This is a genomic window from Actinoplanes sp. NBRC 101535, from assembly GCF_030269225.1.
GTDB lineage: Bacteria > Actinomycetota > Actinomycetes > Mycobacteriales > Micromonosporaceae > Actinoplanes > Actinoplanes rectilineatus.
Genome location: NZ_BSSY01000001.1, coordinates 1,039,724 through 1,060,606, shown reverse-complemented (window position 1 = coordinate 1,060,606; position 20,883 = coordinate 1,039,724). Strand labels below are relative to the sequence as shown.

General features: G+C 70.3%; 19 protein-coding genes and 1 pseudogene. 7 read left to right on the top strand and 13 right to left on the bottom strand.

Translation table 11 applies throughout. The features are described 5' to 3' along the window. Positions 1 to 60: 60 nt before the first annotated feature. From QSK32_RS04625 to QSK32_RS04595, 7 genes are all read right to left on the bottom strand, one after another. Positions 61 to 1,401, bottom strand: a complete 1,341-nt coding sequence (locus tag QSK32_RS04625) for an MFS transporter (protein ID WP_045747874.1) — start codon at positions 1,399 to 1,401, stop codon at positions 61 to 63. Positions 1,402 to 1,403: 2 nt separating this feature from the next. Then, a complete protein-coding gene (locus QSK32_RS04620) occupies positions 1,404 to 1,715 on the bottom strand; it encodes a Rieske (2Fe-2S) protein (protein WP_285471275.1) in 312 nt (103 codons plus the stop codon). Beyond that, positions 1,712 to 4,168: a nitrite reductase large subunit NirB gene (gene nirB / locus QSK32_RS04615; RefSeq protein ID WP_285471274.1), complete on the bottom strand. Its 2,457-nt coding sequence runs from the start codon at positions 4,166 to 4,168 to the stop codon at positions 1,712 to 1,714. Before nirB ends, QSK32_RS04620 begins: the two co-directional genes overlap by 4 nt. 92 nt (positions 4,169 to 4,260) lie before the next feature. Further along, positions 4,261 to 4,929, bottom strand: coding sequence for a sirohydrochlorin chelatase (locus QSK32_RS04610; protein ID WP_045747871.1), 669 nt, complete (start codon positions 4,927 to 4,929; stop codon positions 4,261 to 4,263). Positions 4,930 to 5,233: 304 nt separating this feature from the next. Next, positions 5,234 to 6,334, bottom strand: a complete 1,101-nt coding sequence (locus QSK32_RS04605) for a uroporphyrinogen-III synthase (RefSeq protein WP_045747870.1) — start codon at positions 6,332 to 6,334, stop codon at positions 5,234 to 5,236. 645 nt (positions 6,335 to 6,979) lie between these two features. Next, on the bottom strand, positions 6,980 to 7,189 hold the full coding sequence (locus QSK32_RS04600; protein ID WP_045747879.1) for a hypothetical protein: 210 nt from the start codon (positions 7,187 to 7,189) through the stop codon (positions 6,980 to 6,982). A gap of 543 nt (positions 7,190 to 7,732) precedes the next feature. Further along, positions 7,733 to 8,617 (bottom strand): AurF N-oxygenase family protein, encoded by an 885-nt coding sequence (locus tag QSK32_RS04595; protein WP_285471273.1) that lies wholly within the window; start codon positions 8,615 to 8,617, stop codon positions 7,733 to 7,735. 313 nt (positions 8,618 to 8,930) lie between these two features. Between QSK32_RS04595 and QSK32_RS04590 the strand changes: the two genes are divergently transcribed. The 5 genes and pseudogenes from QSK32_RS04590 (at position 8,931) to QSK32_RS04570 (ending at position 13,584) form a co-directional block, all read left to right on the top strand. After that, complete coding sequence (locus tag QSK32_RS04590; RefSeq protein WP_045747878.1) at positions 8,931 to 9,587, top strand: TetR/AcrR family transcriptional regulator; 657 nt, start codon at positions 8,931 to 8,933, stop codon at positions 9,585 to 9,587. A 97-nt stretch (positions 9,588 to 9,684) separates the two neighbouring features. Continuing rightward, a complete protein-coding gene (locus QSK32_RS04585) occupies positions 9,685 to 9,990 on the top strand; it encodes a DUF4873 domain-containing protein (protein WP_045747868.1) in 306 nt (101 codons plus the stop codon). Continuing rightward, positions 9,987 to 11,417 (top strand): annotated as a pseudogene (locus QSK32_RS04580) (flavin-containing monooxygenase); the annotation flags it as partial. The gene QSK32_RS04585 and the pseudogene QSK32_RS04580, both read left to right, overlap by 4 nt. Positions 11,418 to 11,878: 461 nt before the next feature. Beyond that, positions 11,879 to 12,748 (top strand): SDR family NAD(P)-dependent oxidoreductase, encoded by an 870-nt coding sequence (locus QSK32_RS04575; RefSeq protein WP_285471272.1) that lies wholly within the window; start codon positions 11,879 to 11,881, stop codon positions 12,746 to 12,748. After that, on the top strand, positions 12,745 to 13,584 hold the full coding sequence (locus QSK32_RS04570; RefSeq protein WP_285471271.1) for an alpha/beta fold hydrolase: 840 nt from the start codon (positions 12,745 to 12,747) through the stop codon (positions 13,582 to 13,584). The genes QSK32_RS04575 and QSK32_RS04570 overlap by 4 nt, the downstream gene beginning before the upstream one ends. A gap of 190 nt (positions 13,585 to 13,774) precedes the next feature. On the opposite strand, the gene QSK32_RS04565 is transcribed toward QSK32_RS04570, so the two are convergent. Genes QSK32_RS04565 through QSK32_RS04555 form a run of 3 tightly spaced genes read right to left on the bottom strand, consistent with a single transcriptional unit; the run spans position 13,775 to position 15,645 of the window. After that, positions 13,775 to 13,981: a tautomerase family protein gene (locus tag QSK32_RS04565; protein ID WP_045747865.1), complete on the bottom strand. Its 207-nt coding sequence runs from the start codon at positions 13,979 to 13,981 to the stop codon at positions 13,775 to 13,777. Between the two features lie 36 nt (positions 13,982 to 14,017). Then, complete coding sequence (locus QSK32_RS04560) at positions 14,018 to 14,911, bottom strand: SDR family NAD(P)-dependent oxidoreductase (RefSeq protein ID WP_285471270.1); 894 nt, start codon at positions 14,909 to 14,911, stop codon at positions 14,018 to 14,020. After that, positions 14,911 to 15,645, bottom strand: a complete 735-nt coding sequence (locus QSK32_RS04555) for an SDR family oxidoreductase (RefSeq protein WP_285471269.1) — start codon at positions 15,643 to 15,645, stop codon at positions 14,911 to 14,913. Before QSK32_RS04555 ends, QSK32_RS04560 begins: the two co-directional genes overlap by 1 nt. Before the next feature lie 108 nt (positions 15,646 to 15,753). Here QSK32_RS04555 and QSK32_RS04550 point away from each other — a divergent pair, with 108 nt between their 5' ends. Continuing rightward, positions 15,754 to 16,506, top strand: a complete 753-nt coding sequence (locus tag QSK32_RS04550) for a TetR/AcrR family transcriptional regulator (RefSeq protein WP_285471268.1) — start codon at positions 15,754 to 15,756, stop codon at positions 16,504 to 16,506. Between the two features lie 22 nt (positions 16,507 to 16,528). Here QSK32_RS04550 and QSK32_RS04545 read toward each other — a convergent pair whose 3' ends face one another. Beyond that, positions 16,529 to 16,987, bottom strand: coding sequence for a hypothetical protein (locus QSK32_RS04545; RefSeq protein WP_285471267.1), 459 nt, complete (start codon positions 16,985 to 16,987; stop codon positions 16,529 to 16,531). A gap of 1,041 nt (positions 16,988 to 18,028) precedes the next feature. Between QSK32_RS04545 and QSK32_RS04540 the strand changes: the two genes are divergently transcribed. After that, positions 18,029 to 18,580, top strand: coding sequence for a hypothetical protein (locus QSK32_RS04540; RefSeq protein ID WP_285471266.1), 552 nt, complete (start codon positions 18,029 to 18,031; stop codon positions 18,578 to 18,580). Between the two features lie 415 nt (positions 18,581 to 18,995). On the opposite strand, the gene QSK32_RS04535 is transcribed toward QSK32_RS04540, so the two are convergent. Next, positions 18,996 to 19,637, bottom strand: coding sequence for a nitroreductase family protein (locus tag QSK32_RS04535; protein WP_045747860.1), 642 nt, complete (start codon positions 19,635 to 19,637; stop codon positions 18,996 to 18,998). 39 nt (positions 19,638 to 19,676) lie between these two features. Then, positions 19,677 to 20,861 carry a citrate synthase family protein gene (locus QSK32_RS04530; protein WP_285471265.1) on the bottom strand — a complete coding sequence of 395 codons (1,185 nt, stop codon included), beginning with the start codon at positions 20,859 to 20,861 and terminating at the stop codon, positions 19,677 to 19,679. Positions 20,862 to 20,883: the final 22 nt, after the last annotated feature.

The following is a 20,883-nucleotide window of genomic DNA, read 5'->3' as shown; positions in this document are numbered from 1 at the left end:
GGGAACCGGGTGGGTTCAGGCGATGAAGGCCCGAACCCACCCGGTGAAGAGCAGAACCGCTCAGACGGCGATCCTCGTGCGGGCCGCCGGGCGCAGATAGACCGCCCAGGTGATCAGTACGCAGAGGGCGTAGAAGGCGATGAACGCGATGTACGCCGCGTCCGCGTCCTTGTACGTCAGGAACGACTGCCGGAATGCCAGGTTGACCAGCACCCCACCGACTGCTCCCACCGCGCCCGCGATGCCGATCACCGCTCCCGAGATGCGGCGGGCCTGGTGGTCGTCGCCCGCGTACTTCTGGCGGAAGATCGCCGGGATCATCTTGTAGGTGGATCCGTTGCCCAGTCCACTCAACACGAACAGGATGATGAATCCGACGATGTACAGCGGCAGGGACCGTTGCTGGGCCGCCACCAGCACGATCGACGCACCGATCGCCATGCCGATGAAGTTGACGAACGTCACCTTGGCGCCGCCGAGCCGGTCGGCCAGCGCGCCGCCCACCGGCCGGACGAACGAGCCCAGCAGCGGTCCGAGGAACGTCAGGTACGCCGCTTTGATCGGCGTGTCGAACTGTTCGGCGAACTGGACCTGCAGCACCTGGCCGAAGGCGAATCCGAACCCGATGAACGAACCGAACGTGCCGATGTACAGCACCGACATGACCCAGGTGTGCGATTCCTTGGCGGCGTCGCGCATGCCCCGTTTCTCGTTGCGGGCCTGGCTCAGGTTGTCCATGTACAGCGCCGAGCCGACGGCCGCGATCACGATCAGCGGGATGTACACGCCGGCCACGATGCCGGGCGAGCCGGCGCCGAAGACCGCCAGGACGAACAGGCCGACCAGCTGGACCGCGGCGACGCCCAGGTTGCCGCCGCCGGCGTTGATGCCGAGTGCCCAGCCCTTGAGCCGGTCCGGGTAGTACGCGTTGATGTTCGCCATCGACGAGGCGAAGTTGCCGCCGCCGACACCGGCCAGGGCGCCCAGGATCAGCAGGGTGCCGAACGAGACACCCGGCTTGATCAGGAAGGCGGCCGCGACCGACGGGACGAGCAGCAGGGCGGCGCTGATCACCGTCCAGTTGCGTCCGCCGAACCGGGCCACCGCGAAGGTGTACGGGATCCGCAGCGTCGCGCCGACGAGCGTCGGCACCGCCGTGAGCAGGAACTTCTGGGCCGGGTCGATCCCGTACGCGGGTCCGAGGAACAGCACCAGCACGGACCACAGGGTCCACACCGAGAATCCGATGTGCTCGGAGAAGATCGAGAGGATCAGGTTGCGGCGGGCGATCGTGGCGCCGCCGTTGTTCCAGAACGCCGGATCCTCGGGTCGCCAGTCGTCGATCCAATGGCCGCCGACGGTCGACGCGGCGGGCCGGGCATCGGACACCACAGCGGTCATGTTCAGTCTCCCAGGATGATGTGGTCGCCGTCGGCCCGGACCGGGTAGACGGTGAGTGCGGGCTGGCCGGACTGGGAGCACCCGGTGGCGAGGTCCCAGGAGTTGAGGTGCAGCGGGCAGACGACGATACGGTTGTCGATCTGGCCGTCGGCGAGCGGGCCGCCCTTGTGCGGGCAGACCGCGTCGACCGCGCGCAGGGAGCCGTCACGCAGCCGGAACACGGCGATCATGGTGTCTTGAACGGTGTAGGTGCGGCCTTCGCCGAGGGGGATGTCGGCCAGCGCACCGAGGACGACGGCAGTGGAGAGGATCATGCGCGCACCGGAACCTGGGGGAGGACGGTCAAGGGCAGGGATTTGCGGAACTGGCCGGGCGTGGCCGGTTCGGCCCGCTCCTTCCAGGGGTCGCGGTAGGCCTGCACGGCCACCTCGACCGCCGTGTCCAGGGCGGCGGCGATGCCGTCCGTGTCGTCGACGACGATCTCCCGGATCCGGTCGATGCCGATCCGCGGCACGAACGTGTAGGTCCGCTCCAGCCAGTTCGCGTTCTCCCGGTAGTACTGCAGGAACCGGCCGGTCAGCACGATGACCTCGTCGGCCGAGCCGACCGTGGCGAGCAGGTCGCCCTTGCGGATGTGGGCGCCGGCCGCCCCGCCGACGTAGATCTCCCACTTGCCGCCGTCGATGGCGACCACACCCAGGTCTTTGCAGTACGCCTCAGCGCAGTTACGCGGACACCCGGTCACCGCCAGTTTCATCTTGCCGGGGCCTTCGAGCCCCTGGTACCGCTCCTCGAGGGCGATGCCGAGGGCGGTGGAGTCGCCGACCCCGAACCGGCAGTAGTCCGAGCCGACGCAGGTCTTCACGGTGCGGAAACTCTTGGCGTACGCGTACCCGGACGGCATGTCCAGGTCGGCCCACATCGCCGGCAGTTGCTCCTTGGGGATGCCGAGCAGGTCGATGCGCTGGCCGCCGGTCAGTTTGACCATCGGCACGTCGTACTTCTCCGCCACGTCGGCGATCTTGCGCAGCTGGGCGGGGGTGGTGACACCGCCCTTCATCTGCGGTACGACCGAGAACGTGCCGTCGCGCTGGATGTTCGCGTGGACACGGTCGTTGATGAAACGGGCGTCGCGTTCGTCCACGTACTCGTCGGCCCACATCATCTTGAGCAGCGACGCGAGACCCATCTTGCTCTTGGCGTCGTGTACCGCGCCCGGAACGAGCTTGTCGAAGACCGACGAGACACTCTTCAACTCGAAGCGCCGGATCGCCGCCATCAGCTCGGGCTTCGGCATCGGTACGCCCGGGACGTACCAGGACGCCGCCGGATCCTCCTCGGCGGCGCCGCCGTTCGCCCACTCGACGATCCGCTGGACCAGGGGCTTGCACGTGCCGCACCCCTTGCCGGCGCGGGTCTTGTCCATCACCCCGCTGACCGTCTTGCACCCGGACGCGACAGCGCCGCAGACGGCACCCTTGCTCACCCCGTTGCAGTTGCAGACCTGCGCGTCGTCCGGCATCTCCTCGACGGACGCCTCGACCGCGCCGCCGATGTCGAACATCAGCTCGGCCCGGTTCTCCGGCAGCGCCAGCCCCCGGTCGAACAACTGGATCAGGTTCGACGCCTTGCTGTTGTCGCCGACCAGGGTCGCACCGACCAGCACCCCGTCCCGGATGATCACCTGCTTGTGGATGCCCCGGGTGGGTTCGCTGTAGACGATCACCTCGTCGTCGTCGGATGCCGGCGCGTTCAGCCCCATCGACGCGACGTCGATACCGGCAACCTTGAGCTTGGTCGACGTCTTCGAACCTTGATACATCACGTCGACATGTCCGGTGATGTGGTCGGCGAGCACCTTCGCCTGGTCCCAGAGCGGCGCGACCAGCCCGTACAACTCGCCCCGGTGCTGCGCGCACTCCCCCACCGCGTAGACGTCGTCGTACCCGGCGACCCGCATCTGGTCGTCGACCACGATGCCGCGCTCCACCGGCAGGCCGCTGTCCGCCGCGACCGCCGTGTTCGGCCGGATGCCGGCCGCCACCACCACGATGTCGCAGTCGATGACCCGGCCGTCGGCCAGCCGCACGCCGGTCACCTCGGACTTGCCGAGGATCTCGGTGGTCATCGCGTCGCAGACCACCTCGATGCCGAGCTTCTGCTCCACGCTCTGCTGCAGCATCCGCCCGGACACCTCGTCGAGTTGGGCGTTCATCAGGTGACCGGCCGCGTGCAGCAGGGTCACGCTGCTCAGGTGGCTCTGCAGGCCGCGGGCCGCCTCGAGGCCGAGCAGCCCGCCGCCGATCACCACGGCCCGCTCGTGCCGCCGCGCATAGGTGATCATCCGGCGGGTGTCGTCGAGGGTACGGAACGCGAAGACGCCCTGGTGATAGCCGCGTCCCGGCCGGCTGATCCCGGTGATCGGCGGGATCCAGGCACTGCTGCCGGTCGCGATGATCAGCTTGTCGTACGGCGTCACGCTGCCGTCGCCGGCGTGCACCGTCCGGGACTCCGCGTCGATGCGCTCGATCCGGGTCGAGGTGTGCAGGGTGACGCCGTTCTCCGCGTACCAGGAAAGATCGTTGAGGAAGATGCCCTCCTCGGTCTCCACACCGGCCAGCAGATTGGACAGCATGATCCGGTTGTAGTTGCCGTAGGGCTCGTCACCGAACATCGTCACGGTGAAGTCACCACCACGGGCGAGAATCTCCTCGACCGTGCGGGCTCCGGCCATGCCGTTGCCGATGACGACCAGTCGTTGCGTCATGAGGTCCCTTCCCGGAGGTGTCGTTCCCCCAGGTTGGAGGTCCGCCGTTACCTCGGAGGACGCCTGACCGTGTCGCCGGTGTTCGGTTTTCCCTACAACGCCGCGACCGGCGTTGTGAAAACAGCCGCCGCGTCGTAGCGCCGCAGCACCAGGTCGGCCACCGCCGGGTCGTGACACAGCGGCGGGGTCACAGCGTCCGCCCCCGCGGACAGCAGCGAACGGTAGAACAAGCCTTCGGCCAGCAGATATGCGGCGATCGCGACGGTCCGGGCACCCTCGGCGCGCAGCCGGGCCACCTCGTCGGCCACCCGCGGGCCGCTCCCCGACGTATAGGCGACGGTCGCTCCGCCGGGGATCCGGGCCGCGACGGCCTCCACATCGGCGCGCCACCGCGGATCCGACGAGCCGGCCGCCGCCAGCACCACCGCGTCCGCGTCCGGCAGATCACGGATCATCCGGTCGAGCAGCACCGGGTCCGGCCCGAGCGGCCCGGTCACCGGGAAACCGGTGCCCGCCACCGCCTCGGCGATGTCCACCCGCACGTGATAGCCGCAGGACAGCAGCAACGGCACGACGATCGCATCGTCGACATCAGGCACGACGTCGGCGACCTTGGGTTCCTGCACGTCGACATAGCAGAGCCGGACGTCGAGACCGGGCCTGCGCCGCGCCACGGCGGCGGCCAGTTCCTGGATCTGCCGGCGTCCGGCGGGCGAGCGGGTGCCGTGCGCGACGGCGATCAGGGCAGGGGTGTGCGTCACGGTCGTCTCCTCAGGAGCTCCCCGGCTTCTCGCGAGGGTTGGTGACCCCGCGAGGCCCGGATGGGTTCGGACGGGAGCGGCCCGGCAAGGCATCAGGCTCACTGGATGGTTCTGACGAGCCGTCATCGTGTACGGGTCGAAGCACAGCGCCGTGCTTCGCGGCTCGTTCTTCTCTGGTTCGGGCTGCTCGGCTCTTGGGGTGAGTCCACGGTTCGCTTCTCCGTGCCGGCCCGCGGTTCGCTTCCTCGTGCCGGCCCGCAGTTCGCTTCTCGTGCCGGCCTACGGTTCGCTTCCCGGTGCCGGCCTACGGTTCGTCGAGGCGCAGCCGGTAGCCGCGTTTGATGACCGTCTCGATGTGCCGCCCGGAACCGAGGGCCTGCCGGAGACGGGCCACCGCCACGTCCACCGCGTGCCCGTCGGTGCCACGGGGCAACGCCGCGGCCAGCTGATCCTTCGACACGACCGCGCCGGGACGGCGGGCCAGTGCGGACAGCATCGCCATCGCCGCGGGGGCGAGCGCGTGGGTCACGCCGTCGATGAGAACGGCGTGGCCGCGTACCTCCAGGGTGGTGTCCGCGACGTTCAGCCGCACCGCCCGCCGGGGCAACTCGTCGGTGACCGTCTTGATCAGCGCGCCGAGCCGGTAGCGGTCCGGCATCACCACCGGCACCCCCTGCTCGACCAGCGGCGCGGCGGTCACCGGCCCGACACAGGCGGCCAGGGTCCGGCAGGCGAACGCGCCGGCCACATCCGCACCGGCATCGCCCGCGATCCGCAGGAACGCCTTGACCGCGGGCGCACTCGTGAACGTCACCGCGTCGATCTGCCCGGCTGCGACCTGCTCGGTCAGCCGCCGCACCGGGGCGGTGTCCGCGGGCATCGCCCACCGGTAGACGGGCACCTCGACCACGGCCGCGCCGGCCGCCCGCAGCGCGTTCACGAACGCAACCTGCGGCTCGCCGTGCTCCTGCACCACGATCCGCAGCCCGGCGACGCCCTCGGCCAGCAGCCGGCTGAGCACCTCCTCGGACGATTCGGTCTTCGCCGCCCACTCCTCGGTGAGCCCGGCGGCCCGGATCGCCCCGCACGGTTTCGGCCCGCGCGCCACGATCCGCGCCTTACCGAACACCTCGCGCAGCTTCTCGGCCAGGCCCCAGCCCTCGGCCGCCTCCAGCCAGCCACGGAACCCGAACCCGGTGGTGGCCACGACCAGATGCGGTTCCAGCCCGATACAGGCTGCGGTCGCCGCGTGCAACGCCTCATCGTCGATCAGCGGGATGATCGTGATCGCCGGAGCGGTCACGACCCGTGCGCCGCGCCGCTCCAGCAGTGCCGCCATCTCGGTACGGCGTCGCTCCGCGGTCACCGCCACGGTGAAGCCGGCCAGTGCTGCACCCTCGGTCATCCGATCCCCACATCCTGTGCCGCCATCGGTGCAAGAGTCCTAAGACCTGATTTCGGGACTGACCATCCTTTGTTTCCAGGGTGATAACGCCGGGTCACTTGACTGGTACCAGCGTTTGTGAACGTTGATCAGACACTCAACATACGCAGCCCACCATCCACCCAAACGCCGGAAGCACCCGCCAGCCGTCAGTCAGCGGACGCCGGTCGTCAGTTCATCAGGCTTCTGTCGTCAGTCGTCAGTCGTCAGTCGTCAGTCGTCAGGTTCGGGCGTCGCAGGTCGACGCCGTCCTCAGGCGTCCACCATCAGCATCGAACGTCGACGACGACGGCCACACACAACGGCCACGCCGTCAGGTGTTGACGTCGGCCATCGAACGTCAACACCTCAGGCGTTCACACCGGCCGCCAAGCGTTGAGCCGCCCTTCAGTCGTCAAGTATCGACGCCGCAAGCCGGACATCAGACGCAAATCTCGACGGCAGACGCCGGCTGGCCACCGCCCTGCGGGCTGCGGGCTGCGGGCTGCGGGCTGCGGGCTGCGGGCTGCGGGCTGCGGGCTGCGGGCTGCGGGCTGCGGGCTGCGGGCTGCGGGCTGCGGGCTGCGGGCTGCGGGCTGCGGGCTGCGGGCTGCGGGCTGACCAGTATCAGGACTCGTCGGGCTTCTCGAAGAACGATCCCTCGACGCCCATAACGTCACGAATCTCGGAGATCAGGTGAAAAGCAGCGATACGCCCGTCCAGCAGCCCGATCCGGTAGTCCGCACCGATCTCCGGGTCCTCGGCGATCTGCGCGTCGCGGACCCCGGCGGCCCCGTCCACTCGGCCGGCGTTGTAGGCCACGAGAGCCTCGTCCATCACTTGTTCTCCCCAGGTCACCGACGTCCCGACACGGACGTCGCCGCCCATCGAACCCGTCCGGGCCCCCACCACCCACCAGCCATCCGCGTGATCATCGTGACCCGTCCGGCCACCCCGGCCCACCACCCAGCCGCCGAACATCGGCAACTCCGCTGAAACCGTCCCGCACCCGAGCGATCTACGCCACGGACCCACCCACACGTAACGCCAGCAACACAAGCGGTAACCAAAACCATCACCGCTCGTTTCCTGAACCGCACGACCGCACGACCGCACGACCGCACGACCGCACGACCGCACGACCGCACGACCGCACGACCGCACGACCGCACGACCGCACGACCGCACGACCGCACGACCGCACGACCGCACGACCGCACGGAATGCAGAGATGCAGCTGGCGCGCATCCACACGACTGCATGGGCGGTCGACTGCACTGAAGCGACGAGTGCACGAACGCACGACGCGTCCACCAACTTCACGGCTCGGCGGGGAGTCACGGTTGCGGCGCTTCGCGCGTACAGGATGAAGGGTTGATTTCAGCGGGGCAGCAAGCCTGAAGCGCGCCATAGGGTCGCGCCGGGGCCGGTGATCAGGTCCAGATCCTGGAGGTAGGTGACCACGCGCTCGGCTGCCCATTGCAAGGTCTCGCGGTGGTACGGGTTGGTCCGGGCGGCCCGGCGGCCAACCTCGGGGGCGATGCCTACGGCGCGGTAGACACGTGGGTCGATCAGGCGCATTCCGGTCAACCATGCCGCCCGGCCGATCACCAGGCGGTCGAAGGTCAGCCGACCCCGGCCGGCGGTGCGGATCTGGCGGGCCAGTTCGGCGCGCGCGTACCGGACGTGCCGCGCCTCCTCGACGACGTGGATGCGGGACACCATGCGGACCAGCGGCTGCACGTCCTCGCAGGTCATCGCCTCGCGCTGCAGGGTGTCCAGGATCTCCTCGGCGATCAGGATCGCGGCGAACATCCGCGGACCGGTCCCGGTATGCGCGATCCAGCTGCCCAGCCAGTGATCGAAACCGGACGGGCGGTAGACGGGGGTGCCGAGGCTCGCGATCATCCGGCCGAACATCACCGAGTGGCGGCATTCGTCGCCGATCTCGGTGAGCGCGTACTGCGCGTGCGGCGCCGTCGGATCCTGCCGGAAATAGTCGCGGATCAACAGTTGCATGAGGATCGTCTCGAACCAGACGCCGAGGCCGGCGATGCTGGCCGCCTCGTGCCGGGTGAGCTCGATCCGCTGGTCCGGGGAGAGCCGCTCCCAGATCGGAGTGCCGTAGAGGCTGGACCGGTGCGGCGGCACGAAGTACTTGCCGGGGACGAGCGGCGCATCCCAGTCGATCTCGACGGCCGGGTCGTAGGAGTGCGCGGCCGAGGAGCGGAGCAGACGTTCGGCGGTGTGGTCCCTGTCGGTCATCACGGCCCCCGGGTTGACGTTACCTCGGGTAACAGTTACTTCTAAGACTATGAGCCCGGTCACTCCGCCCGTCAATCCCGCCCCAGCCGGCTCGACGTCACCATCGTCAACCCCGTCGGCTCAAGTCATCCAGTCAACACATCTCGGCCCGTCAACCTTGTCAACCTCGTCAGGCCCGTCCGGCTCGACGGGCTCGACGGGCTCGACGGGCTCGACGGGCTCGACGGGCTCGACGGGCTCGACGGGCTCGACGGGCTCGACGGGCTCGACGGGCTCGACGGGCTCGACGGGCTCGACGGGCTCGACGGGCAGTGTGCGGCCTGATGGGCGGCGGGGGCGGTGGGACAGCCACCGGGAGCAGCGGCGGGCCGAACTAACCACCGCCGCGATCGACGCGATCAGGCTGCACGGGCCGGACGTCGGGATGGAGGCCATCGCCGCCTACGCCGGAGTGAGTAAACCCGTGCTGTACCGGTACTTCGCCGACAAGTCGGAGCTGTGGCTCGCCGTCGGACAGCGGGCCGGCGCCATGGTGCTCGAGGCGATCGTCCCTGCCGTCGCCACGGTTCGCGAGGAGCGGGCCGTGATCGCCGCCGCCATCGACGTCTACCTGGCGCACATCGAGAACGACCTCAACCTGTACCGGTTCGTGGTCCACCAGCCGGACATCGCCCGCCGCCGCGACGTGGTCGCCGATGTGGTGGACACCGTGGCCAGCGGCCTGGCCCGGATCTTCGGGGATCGCCTGCGGGCCCGCGGCCTGGACTCAGGAGCGTCACTGCCGTGGGCCTACGGGGTGGTCGGTTACGTCCAGTCGGTCGGCGACTGGTGGCTACGGCAACAGCAGCCGATCAGCCGGGAGGCGCTCGGTGAATACCTGACCACGTTCCTCTGGGGCGGCATCGCCGGCATCCCGGGCACGCCCGATGCACCTACGGGCAAGACCGTCATCTCGCCTGGTTCGCCCTGATTTCTCGCCCGCCTGAACACGCCCTTCCCACCACCTCATCACCTATCCGACTCCACCAACTCCACCAACTCCACCAACTCCACCAACGGAGGATGGCATGCGGAGCATCGACGATGACGAGTACCGCGGACCGGCCACTCTGCACGTTGACGACGGGCCACCGATCAACGTTGACGTGCGGATGTCGGCACGGTTCGAGCCGGTCGAGGGCCGGTTCCGCTGGGCCGGGCGGACCGGGCCGCACGCGGCGCTGCGGGAGCAGGTGAGCGCCGGGGCTTCGTCGGGACGGATCGTGCTGCCCGGCGGGACGCCGATCGCGGTACGACTGGGCGAGCCGGATCCGTGGGGCGGGATACGGATCTCCGGCGCCGGCGTTCCGCCCTGGTCGGGAGTCGCGTCGTGACCCACTTCGACGTGATCATCATCGGCGCCGGCCTCTCCGGGATCGGGGCGGCCTGGAGGCTGGGGCAGCAGCGGCCCGGCGACACGTACACGATCCTCGAGGCACGGGATGCCACCGGTGGCACCTGGGACCTCTTCCGCTACCCCGGTGTCCGATCAGACTCGGACATGTTCACGTTGAGTTACCCGTTCCGGCCGTGGCGGGGCCCGCGTTCCCTCGCCACCGGGGACGAGATCCGCCGCTACATCCGGGACACCGCGGACGAGGCCGGCATCACCCCGCACATCCGGTTCGGTGCTCAGGTCGTACAGGCTGACTGGTCTTCGGAATCGGCCCTGTGGAGCGTGCACACCGCCAAGGGTGAGGTCCTGACCTGCCGGTTCCTCTACTCTTGCACCGGCTATTACCGGTACGACCAGGGTTACCAACCGGACTTTCCGGGCGTCGGCGACTTTCGTGGCCGGTTCGTCCACCCGCAGTCCTGGCCGGACGACCTCGACCACCGCGGGCGGCGCATCGTGGTGATCGGCAGCGGCGCAACCGCGGTCACCCTGGTCCCGGCGCTGGCCGAGAAGGCCGCGCACGTGACGATGCTGCAGCGGTCGCCGTCCTACATCGCCCCGCTGCCGGACCGCGACGCCGTCGCCGACCTGGCCCGCCGGGTACTGCCGCCGGCCGCCGCGAGCCGGGTCGCCCGCGGCAAGAACATCGTGTTGACGTCGTTCTTCTACCAGCTGGCCCGGCGCCGCCCGGACATGATGCGCCGGGCTCTGCGCAAGATCGCGATCGGTTATCTGAAAGACCCTGCCTACGTCGACGAGCATTTCAAGCCGGCGTACGACCCGTGGGACCAGCGTCTCTGCGTTGTCCCGAACGGTGATCTGTATCGGTCGATCGCCGAAGGGCGGGTGTCGGTGGTCACGGATCATGCGGAGGCGCTCGTCCCGGAGGGCATCCGGTTGCGCTCCGGCCGGGTCCTGGAAGCCGACGTGATCGTCTCGGCGACCGGCTTGCGTCTTCAGCCACTCGGTGGTGTTGACGTGACAGTGGATGGTGCATCAATGCGGATCGGCGAGCGTGTCGCGTACCGCGGCTTGATGGTGAGTGGTGTTCCGAACTTCGCATTCTGCGTCGGCTACTCCAACGCGTCGTGGACCCTGCGGGCCGACCTCTCCCACCGGTACGTGATGCGCCTGTTGAACCACATGTCCCGCCACGGCCTGGCGACCGCGACTCCGTCCCCGACCGTCGTCGGCGACCAGCCGTTGCTGGACCTGACGTCGGGCTACGTCCTGCGTTCGTTGGATCAGTTCCCGAAGCAGGGCGCCCATGATCCGTGGCACATGCGCCAGAACTACCTGTTGGACGCCTTGACGGCCCCGTTCACCGACGTGACCAGATCAATGACGTTCACGCGTCGACCGTCCACCTCAACGTTCCCCTCAACTCGATCCGTCGCTGCCAGGCCGTCCACACCGTCCATGTCACAAGCTCCAGCTCCAGCTCCAGCTCCAGCCCCAGCCCCAGCCCCAGCCCCAGGCCCAGCTCCAGCTCCGGCCCCGGCCCCGGCTCCAGCTCCGGCTCATCCACTCGCGCCGTCCGCCATGCTCATGCCATCAGACTCAGCACAACCGCCCACGCCGCCTGAGCTGGAACTACCGCCCACGCCGCTGAACTCGGCGCAGCCTCTGGCGCCGTCGGATCAGCAGGTCGCCGTGCAGCCCTCGGCCGTCGCCCCGGGCATCGCCCCGGCCGTCGCCCCTGCCGTCGCCCCGGCCGTCGCCCCTGCCGTCGCCCCGGCCGTCGCCCCGGCTGCGCCGAGCGTCCCTTCCCCACCGGAGGGTCCAGGGCCGGGTTCGGGCGACGGGCGAGAGACAGAGGTGGGCTCGTGACCCGGCTTGACGAATATCGCTTCGCCGGCCGCACCGCTGTCGTCACCGGCGCGGCCGGCGGCATCGGTGAGCACCTCGCCTACGGACTGGCCTTCCGGGGCAGTGACCTGATCCTTGTGGACATCGACCCGGAACTCCTCGACGCCGTCGCCTCCCGAATCCGCCGCGCCTACCCTCGGCTGCCGGTTCGCACGATGGTGGCCGACCTCGCGGACCGTTCCGTGGTCGAGGACCTCGCCGACCGCATCCGCGTTGAGCATCCCGCCATCGGACTGCTGATCAACAATGCCGGGATCGCGCTGGGGGGCCGCTTCGACCAGGTGTCGCTGGAGCAGTTCGAACAGGTCGTCAACGTGAACTTCCGAGCGCCCATGATGTTGACGCACATGTTGATGGGAGCTTTGACGGCCTCCCACGGCAGTCATCTCGTCAACATGTCCAGCCTGTATGGGCTGATCGCACCGCCCGGCCAGTCCGCGTATGCCGCCAGCAAGTTCGCCCTCCGCGGGCTCAGCGAGTCGCTCCGTGGCGAGCTCGCCGAGCGGGGTGTCGGCGTGACCACCGTCCACCCCGGTGGGATCCGCACCCGGATCGCCGAGAACGCGCTGGTCGGCTCACGCGTACCCGAGGAGGAGATCGAGCCGAACCGCCGCCTGTTCGCCGCGCTGCTGAGCTTTCCCCCGGACAAGGCCGCGGAGTTGATTCTGCGAGCCGTCGCGAAGCGCAAGGCCCGCCTGCTCATCGCGGCCAGCGCCAAGGTGCCCGATCTGCTGGCCAGGCTGATGCCGGTAGGTCACGCACGGATCGTGCGCGCGCTCACCACAGCCCGCGGCGGCACTTCCGCACGATCGGTGGTCCGGCGATGAGGTTCTTGCGGGTACGCGCTGCCGACGTCCGCATCCACGAGACAGGCGATCCGGACGCTCCTCCGGTGGTCCTGCTCCACGGCATCGGGCGCAGCCTGGAGGACTGGGCACCGCAACATGAACGGCTGGACGCCGACCACCGCGTGATCAGCCTGGACATGCCCGGTTTCGGCCTGTCCGGCCGGGTGCCCGAACCCACCACGCTGCCGGTGCTGGCCGCCGCGGTCTGGAACGTTCTGGACGCCCTCGGCGAGACCCGTCCTGTGCACGTGGTGGGCAACTCGCTGGGCGGCGCAGTGGCGATGTCCATGTTGACGACACGACCCGACGCGGTATCAACATTGACTCTGGTCAACAGTGCGGGCTTCGGTAAGGAGGTCACTCTGGCGTTGCGCCTGCTCGCCGTCCCCGGCCTGGGCCGCCGCCTGCTGCGCCGCATCGACGCCCGCACCGTGCCCCGTCTGGAACGCACCCTGTTCGCCGACCGCGCCCTGGTCACGCCCGAACGCGTCGCGACGGCGCTGCGGATCGCCCGCCAGCCCGACTTCGCCCCGGTCTACCTGGAGGTCGCGCGGGCGCTGGGCGGCCTGCGCGGCGTCGCCCCCGCCTGGCGCGCCGACCTGCTGCGCCGGGTGTCCGCCCACCCACGCCCCACCTTGATCGTCTGGGGCGACCGTGACCTCATCCTCCCCAGCACCCACCTGGCCGCGGCCCGGGTGGCGTTCCCGCATGCCCGCACCCACCTGTTCCCGGACACGGGTCACATGCCCCAGCTGGAGCGCCCCGACGAGTTCGCCACCCTGGTACGCCCCCTGCTCACATCCCAACCCACCTGACGCCCATAGCCACCCGGCCACCTGGTCCGGCAGACCGGAAACGGCAGGCCGGAAACGGCGGACCGGAAACGCCGGACCAGAGACGGCGGACCGGAAACGGCGGACCGGGAACGGCGAGTTGATCTATTCGATGGGGACGGGGCCATACGTGGGCGAGGTGGTAGCCGCGCCCACGTACGGCTGTTCGGGATCAGCTCTTGCCGAGCATCTCCGCGGTCAGGACGTTTCCGCCCAGGCCCCAGCCGCCCTCGACGACCTCGTCGACCAGGACGAGCGTGGTCGCGCGGGCCCGTTCGCCGTACACGTCGGCGTAGGCGTCGGTGACCGCGTCGATGAGCTTCTTCTTCGACTCCGGGGTCAGGGTGTCGGCGGGGACCTTCAGGTTGGCGAACGGCATGGTTGCTGTTCCTTTCGTACGATGCGGATGGATTCTTCAGAGAGCGGCGTTCGGGGACAGCAGGTCCTCGATGCCGATGCGGTGGTAGAACTCGCTGCGGACACGGTCGGCGACGGCCGACACCACCTCGCTGCCGTCGCGGCTCGGGTCCACGTGGGTACGGAACGGGCGCTCGCCGGCCGGCAGCCCGACGACCCGGGTGATTTCGTCGGCCACCGACTGCACGTCGGCGTCCGGCGGGATCAGGGCGGCCAGTCGCTGGTCGATCTCGGCGCGGAGCCGGCCGTAGTTCTCCTCGTACGCGGCTTCCCGCTCCTGGTCCTCGGGGCGGCCGGCGTGCAGGAAATGGTTGGTGCCGGAGGTGAAGGCGCCGGGGACCACGATGGTGGTGCCGATGCCGAACCGGATCAGCTCCGCGGCGTAGCTTTCGGCCAGGGCGTCCATCGCCGCTTTGGCGGCGAAGTAGGGAGCCAGGAACGGCGGGTGGCCGCCGCGGGTCGAGGAGCTGCCGACCCAGAGCAGAAGCCCGGACCCCTGATCGCGCATGACCGGCAGCGCCGCCCGGTTGACCCGCTGGGTGCCGAGCACGTTGACGTCGTAGACGCCGGCGAGCTGCTCGGGGGTGAACGCCTCGGCGGGTCCGAGAACCATGTGCCCGGCGTTGTGCACCACGACGTCGAGACGGTGGTGGCGCCGGACGATCCCGATGACGGCGGCCTCGGCCGACGATGACGACTGGACGTCGAGCTCGGCCGCCGAGATCGCGAGGTTCTCCGCGGCTGCCAGTTCGTCGCACTCGGCGGCGGCGGGAGCGTTGCGGCCGGTGGTGGCGCGCATGCCCGCGATGACGGTGTGCCCGGCGCGGGCCAGGGTCTGGGCGGTCAGCCGGCCGAAGCCGCTGGAGGCGCCGGTGACGAGCACGACGGCCATCAGATGATCCCGCCGTTGGCCCGGATGATCTGACCGTTGACCCAGCGGCCGCCGGGTCCGGCCAGGAAGGCGACGACCGCGGCGATGTCGGCCGGCGTGCCGAGTCGTTCCAGCGGGGGCTGCTTGGCCAGGCGCTCGACGGTGGCTTCGTCCTTGCCCTCGAGGAACAGTTCGGTGGCGGTGGGGCCGGGGGCGACGGTGTTGACGGTGATGTCCCGTCCGCGCATCTCCCGGGCGAGGATCAGGGTCATGCCCTCGACCGCGCCTTTGCTCGCGGCGTAGGCGCCGTAGCCGGGGAACTGCAGGCCGACGACCGAGGTGGACAGCATCATGACTGCCCCGCCCCGGCGCACGCGGCGGGCTGCCTCGCGGGCGACGACGAAGGTGCCTCGGATGTTGGTGCGGTGCAGGGCGTCGAGGCTGTCCAGGTCCAGTTCGGCGATCGGGGAGAGGTAGAGCCGGCCGGCGGAGTTCACGACGACGTCGACGCCGCCGAACGTCTGCGCGGCGGTGTCGAACAGCGCCGCGACGGCGTCCGGGTCGGCAACGTCGGCCTGGGCCGTGACGGCCTGCCCGCCGGCCGTGGTGATCTCGTCGACGACCTCTGTCGCGGCGGCCTCGTCACCGGCGTAGCCGACGACGACGGCCTGCCCGGCGGCGGCGAGTGAGGTGGCGATGACGCGACCGATGCCTCGTGAGGCGCCGGTGACGACGGCAACTCGTTGATCTGCCATGGTTTCCACCCAAGATCGTAGTGGCGATAGCGACTAACCGTACCGCCGATACGACGACCGTAGCATGATGACCGAATCGCTGGTAGCGATGTGACGTAGCATTGATTCATGAACGATGCGGAATACCCGGGCCGTCCCCGCCGGCGGCGTGACGCCGACGGCCCGGCCGACGACGCGCGAGTCCGGCGGGCGCTGGTCGAGGCGGCCGAGCGGCAACTCGTCGCGTCGGCGGACGGTGACATCGCCACCCGGGCGGTCAGCGAGGAGGCCGGCGTCAGTCAGCCCGTGCTGTACCGGCTGTTCGGCGACAAACGGGGTCTCCTCGACGCCGTTGCCGACGCGGGTTTCGACCGCTACTCCCGGCGCAAGTCCGAACTGGAGGTCTCCGGCGACCCGGTGGCCGACCTGCACTCCGGCTGGGACGACCACATGGCCTTCGCCGCCGAGAACCCCGCTCTCTATCGGCTGATGTTCGCGCCCCGGCCACGGTCGGCCGCATCGGCGTACCAGCGCATCCTCGAGCTGCTCGAGGCGACCTTGCTGCGCTGCGCCGCCGGCGGATTCCTCGCCACGACACCACCGGCGGCGGCCCGGCTCATCCTGCCCGTCAACATCGGTGTCGCCCTCAGCCGGATCGCTCAACCCGCGCTGTTCGACGATCCCGCCCTGTCACACACGGCGCGCGACGCCGTCTTCGCCGCCGTCCTCACCGAACCGGCTGCGGCGAGCGGACCTGATCCGGTACGGGCCGCCGCGCGCCAGTTGCGATCTCAGCTCGCCCTGACCGGCACCGATCGACTCGAACCGATGGAGACGGCCCTGCTCGACCGGTGGCTCGAACGCATCGACCAGCCCGGTTGAGGTCGCCTGGCCGGCCGGGCGGTCATCCCCCGTACGGCGGTGTGGTGAACGTGGGTTGCGGGCCTGCGTCGTAGGGCTGCGGCATCCCGGGTTCTCGCCATCGCGCGTCCGGTCCGGACGTCGCCGTCGGTTCGCTGACCACGGGCGAGGACAGTTCGGTGCCGCTGTTCAGCAACGCCCACCCGGCGAGCAGCGCAACGATCAGGCCGCTCGCCGCGAACGCCACGCTCAAGAGTCGCCCGCCGCCACCGGACGGCGTCTCCCGCCTCGCGCCGGTCACGCCCTCCCGGCCGGGAACCTCCGCCATGCCGGGCAGGACGAGCACGTCGGAACCCCCGGGGTGACCGGCCGCTTCGCCCGGCCGCCCGATATCGACAAGAGTCGCGGACGGGCCGGACGCCGCGCCGGCCGGCGAGGCCACGGGCGGGCGGGACGACGGGTCCGCCGTGAACTGTCGTCCGGCGGGGAGGTCGATACGCATCGTCTGATCGAGAGCGGGGCGGGCAGGCTTCGGACCGGTTCCGGGGCGATCGGGAACCCTTGGCGGCACGGTCGGAGATGCTGCGGGACCGTAGGTGCCGGACGCCCGCCCCGGGCCGGAGGGCGCCGGAGAGACAGCCGGCTTCGCAGGGGCGACGGCCGCAGCGGGGAAGGCGGGCGTCACCGGCAGGAGAGCCGTCGCCGCCGAGGAGGAACCGTGCGGCCCGGGAGTACCGGGGCGGCCCGGCTGCGCCCTGAGGGTTTCCGGGGAGACGCCCGCTCCGGGGCTGTGCCGGAGATCGGCGGGAGCGGTGAAGATCGCGGTCGGGGCGGATACCGGGTTCTCCAGGCCGGCTACCGGACGTAGCCCAGCCGGCCTGGAGAAGATGGCCGTCGGCGCCGACGCGGGATTCTCCTGCCCCGCCACGGGGCGCAGACCAGCAGGAACATCGAAGATCTTGGTCGCTGCCTGCGCGGGCGCGCCGGGGGCAGGAGTCGCCGAGCCGGGAGCACCGTCACCGGCGTGGGGCACAGGGCGAGGATTCCCGTCATGGACGCCCGGGCTCCCCTGCAGGGTGCGGCCGGCCGCGTACGTCTGCCCGGCACGGGCCGGCTGATGGACGCCACCGGCAGGGGATGCCGAGTGCGCCGCGGCGGGATGGAGCGCCGCATGGGTGGCGTTCGGACGGCGCGCGGGGCGAGCGGCCGCGGAGTAGGGCGCGGGGTACGACGCGGCCGGGCCCGGCTCGGGCCGGGCAGCAGCATGGCGGGGCGTTACGGGAGGGGGCACGGTGGGGCGGGCCGCTGAGGGCTTGGGGTGACGCCCCTGTGGGGTGGGGGGACTTACCGACATGGCGCGCCTTCCGCAGGGGTGGGCTCGGATCGCCGGCGCGGACGGCTGAGGGCCGGGCGCGATGGCTGCTTTCAGCACCGAACAACGGCGAGACGGGCGGTTGGATGCGGTTATCTAGCTTTTGTCGGTTTTGTGCAGTCCCTCCGTCGAGGGCTTGTTGTTCCGGGCCGAGGGCGGTGGCATGGCGGAATGCGTAGAACCACACTGACGGTCGCCGTTCTGCTCGTTTTCGCCGGCGGGTGCGGCAGTGCCGCGCCGGCCGGGACAGCCTCGGATTCACGGCCGGCGACGGCGGCGCGCCTGGAGTCCGCGGAGGCCGGGAGCAGGGCCCCGCGGGACCCGCTCGGGAGCACACAGGTGGTCCGGACCGCCGACTTCGATGCCCGGGTGACGGTCTCGGCGGCCACCGGACTGGCGGCGGAACCGGGTGACGCGCCCTACGCCGTCGACGTGAGAGTGCGGGTCAGCCGGGGCACCTGGACGTTCGGGCCGTCGCTGGTGCGCCTCGTCTATGCGAACGGCACCGGCCACGAACCCATTGACGACCCGGAGACCACGGCGGGACCGGCTGACCTCGGCGACGCCACCACGAACGCCACCGAGAACGGCGACAAGAACGGCCGGAGAGACGGGAGCTGGCGGATTCTGTTCGAACACCCCGCGGGGGCGGGGATCGGCGAGGGCGCCCGCGTCACCGTCACGGACAGTGCCGGGAAGACCCTGGCCGCCTGGCTGACCTGACCGCCGGAGAACCCACGGCCCAGCACACCACGCCGCGGTCCTGGGATTCACGACCCCAGGACCACAGACCCGAAGACCGCGCTCCTGTACGAGCGAAGCACGCCCACCGGTGGACACACGATCCGCCGGGGACAGCGGGCGCGGGCGTGCCTCCGTACACCGGGAAGGGTCTGGGATGTCTTTCGCGGTCAAGGTCTGCGTGGTGATTTCGGGCGCGCTGCACGCCCGAAGTCACCACACCCCTGGCGGTGTGGTGAATACGGGCGCGCTGCACGCCCCAAATCAACACACCCCTGGCGGTGTGGTGATTACGGGCGCGCTCGACACCCCAAATCAACACACCCATGACGGTGTGACGAATACGGGCGCGCTCGACGCCCCAAGTCACCACGCGGACCCTGATGACGAAACGCGTCTAGGAGGTCTGGAAGCGCTCGAAGTGGACCACCTCGTCCAGCGGACGGCGCTTGGGCTGGGACCAGCGGCCCTTCGCCGGGTAGCCGAGCGGGATCAACGCCATCGTCAACGCGTCCTCGGGAAGGCCGAGCAGCTCACGGACGTCCGCCTCGTGGCCGATGTGCAGGGTGGTCAGGGTGGCGCCGATCCCGTGGGCCCGCGCCGCCAGGATGAGCTGCTGCACCGCCCCGTAGATGGAGGATCCGAGGCGCGGGTTGGTGGATTTCGCGGCGCCCAGCAGCACCGGGAAGATCCAGACCGGGGCCTCCTCGAGGTGGGTCGCCAGGTGGTCGGCGGCCAGGAAGCTGGTCTTGCTCATCGGGCTGCCGGCGGGGGCGGCGAGGATCTGCTCGCGGCGGGAGCCGTAGTGGCGCTCCCAGCCCTCCCGGTACCACCCGGCGATCTGCTTCTTGACCTGCGGATCCTTGACGACGATCCAGGCCCAGAACTGGCCGTTGCCGGCGGACGGTCCGCGGATCGCGGCGTCCAGGATGGCGCGCACGATGTCGTCGGGGATGTCCGCGGTGGAGAGGTATCGCCGGGCGGGTGTGGAGTGGAGGGCTTCCAGCAGCGGGAGGTTCTCGGGATCGACGGTGGTCATGCCCGGAGTTTAGGCCGGTCCCCCGCTGGGAGATCACCGTCAGGCCGGGGATCGGCCCGCATAGGTGCTCGACGGGCGGAAGCGGCTGGGCCGGTCCGCGTATTCCTCGAGGGCGTGCGCGATCCATCCGGCCGTGCGGGCCAGGGCGAAAACGGCCTCGCCGGCGTCCGGGGACATCTCGTGGTGCAGGGCGAACGCGGCCAGCGCCAGGTCGACGTTGGGACGGGCCCCCGAGCGGGCGTGCACGGCCCGGGCCAGGTCCTCGGTGGCGCGGCGGACCGGGCCGTCCGCGATCAGATCGATGAGTGCCGCGGCCCGCGGGTCGCCGCTGGGATGGAGGGGATGACCGAAACCGGGCACCGGGCCGCCGGCCCGCAGATGGTCGGCGAACACCGCGATCGGGTCCGGCCTGCCGACGGCGCCGGCCAGGAGTGGGTACGCGAGAGCGCTCGCAACGCCGTGCAACGGACCGTCGAGAGCGGCCAGCCCGGCACCGACCACGGCGTAGGGATGCGCCCGGGTGGACGCGGCGACCCGGGCGGCGAGCGTCGACGCGGCGATGTCGTGGTCGGCGAGCAGGATCAGCGCGGCGTTGAGACCGTGCAGCGACGCCTCGGACGGTGCCGTGCGGGTCAGCCGGGACCAGAGGATCTCGGCGAGCGGCGTGCTGACCTCCATCACCCCGGGCATCCGGCGCGACGGCAGCGCGCGGGCCATGGTGGCGATCAGCTGGCGGCCGGCGGCGACGACCGCGGTGGGGGCGGTGTCGAAACGCAGCGGGTCGGCGGCCGCCGCGGCGGCGACGATCACCCGCATCCGGTCGGTGAGGCGGGCGATGTCCGGCAGCGGGGCGGTCACCGCCGCAGCCAGGTTGATCAGGGAGAACGTGGCCGGCAGCGGGACGTCCTGGAGATCACCGGTCCAGAGTAGGTTGATGACCGCTTCGAAGGTGCTGGTCCGCGCGAGTGCGACGGCGTCCTGCCCGCGATAGAAGAGTTCGCCGTCGCGGATGAGGGTGATCCCGGTCTGGATGGCGGGTGTCGTGGTGCGCTTGCGGGAGGCGACGAACGTGTCGACGTCGGCCTTGGCGAACAGGCTGTTCTTGCCGTCGCCGTTGCGGCGGCTGGTGAGCAGCCCCCGGGAGACGTAGGCGTAGACGGTCGCGGGTTTGACGCCGAGGCGGAAGGCGACCTCTTCCGTGGTCAGGAGGGGTTGGGAGTCCATGTGGCCATCCTCTCATATTGAC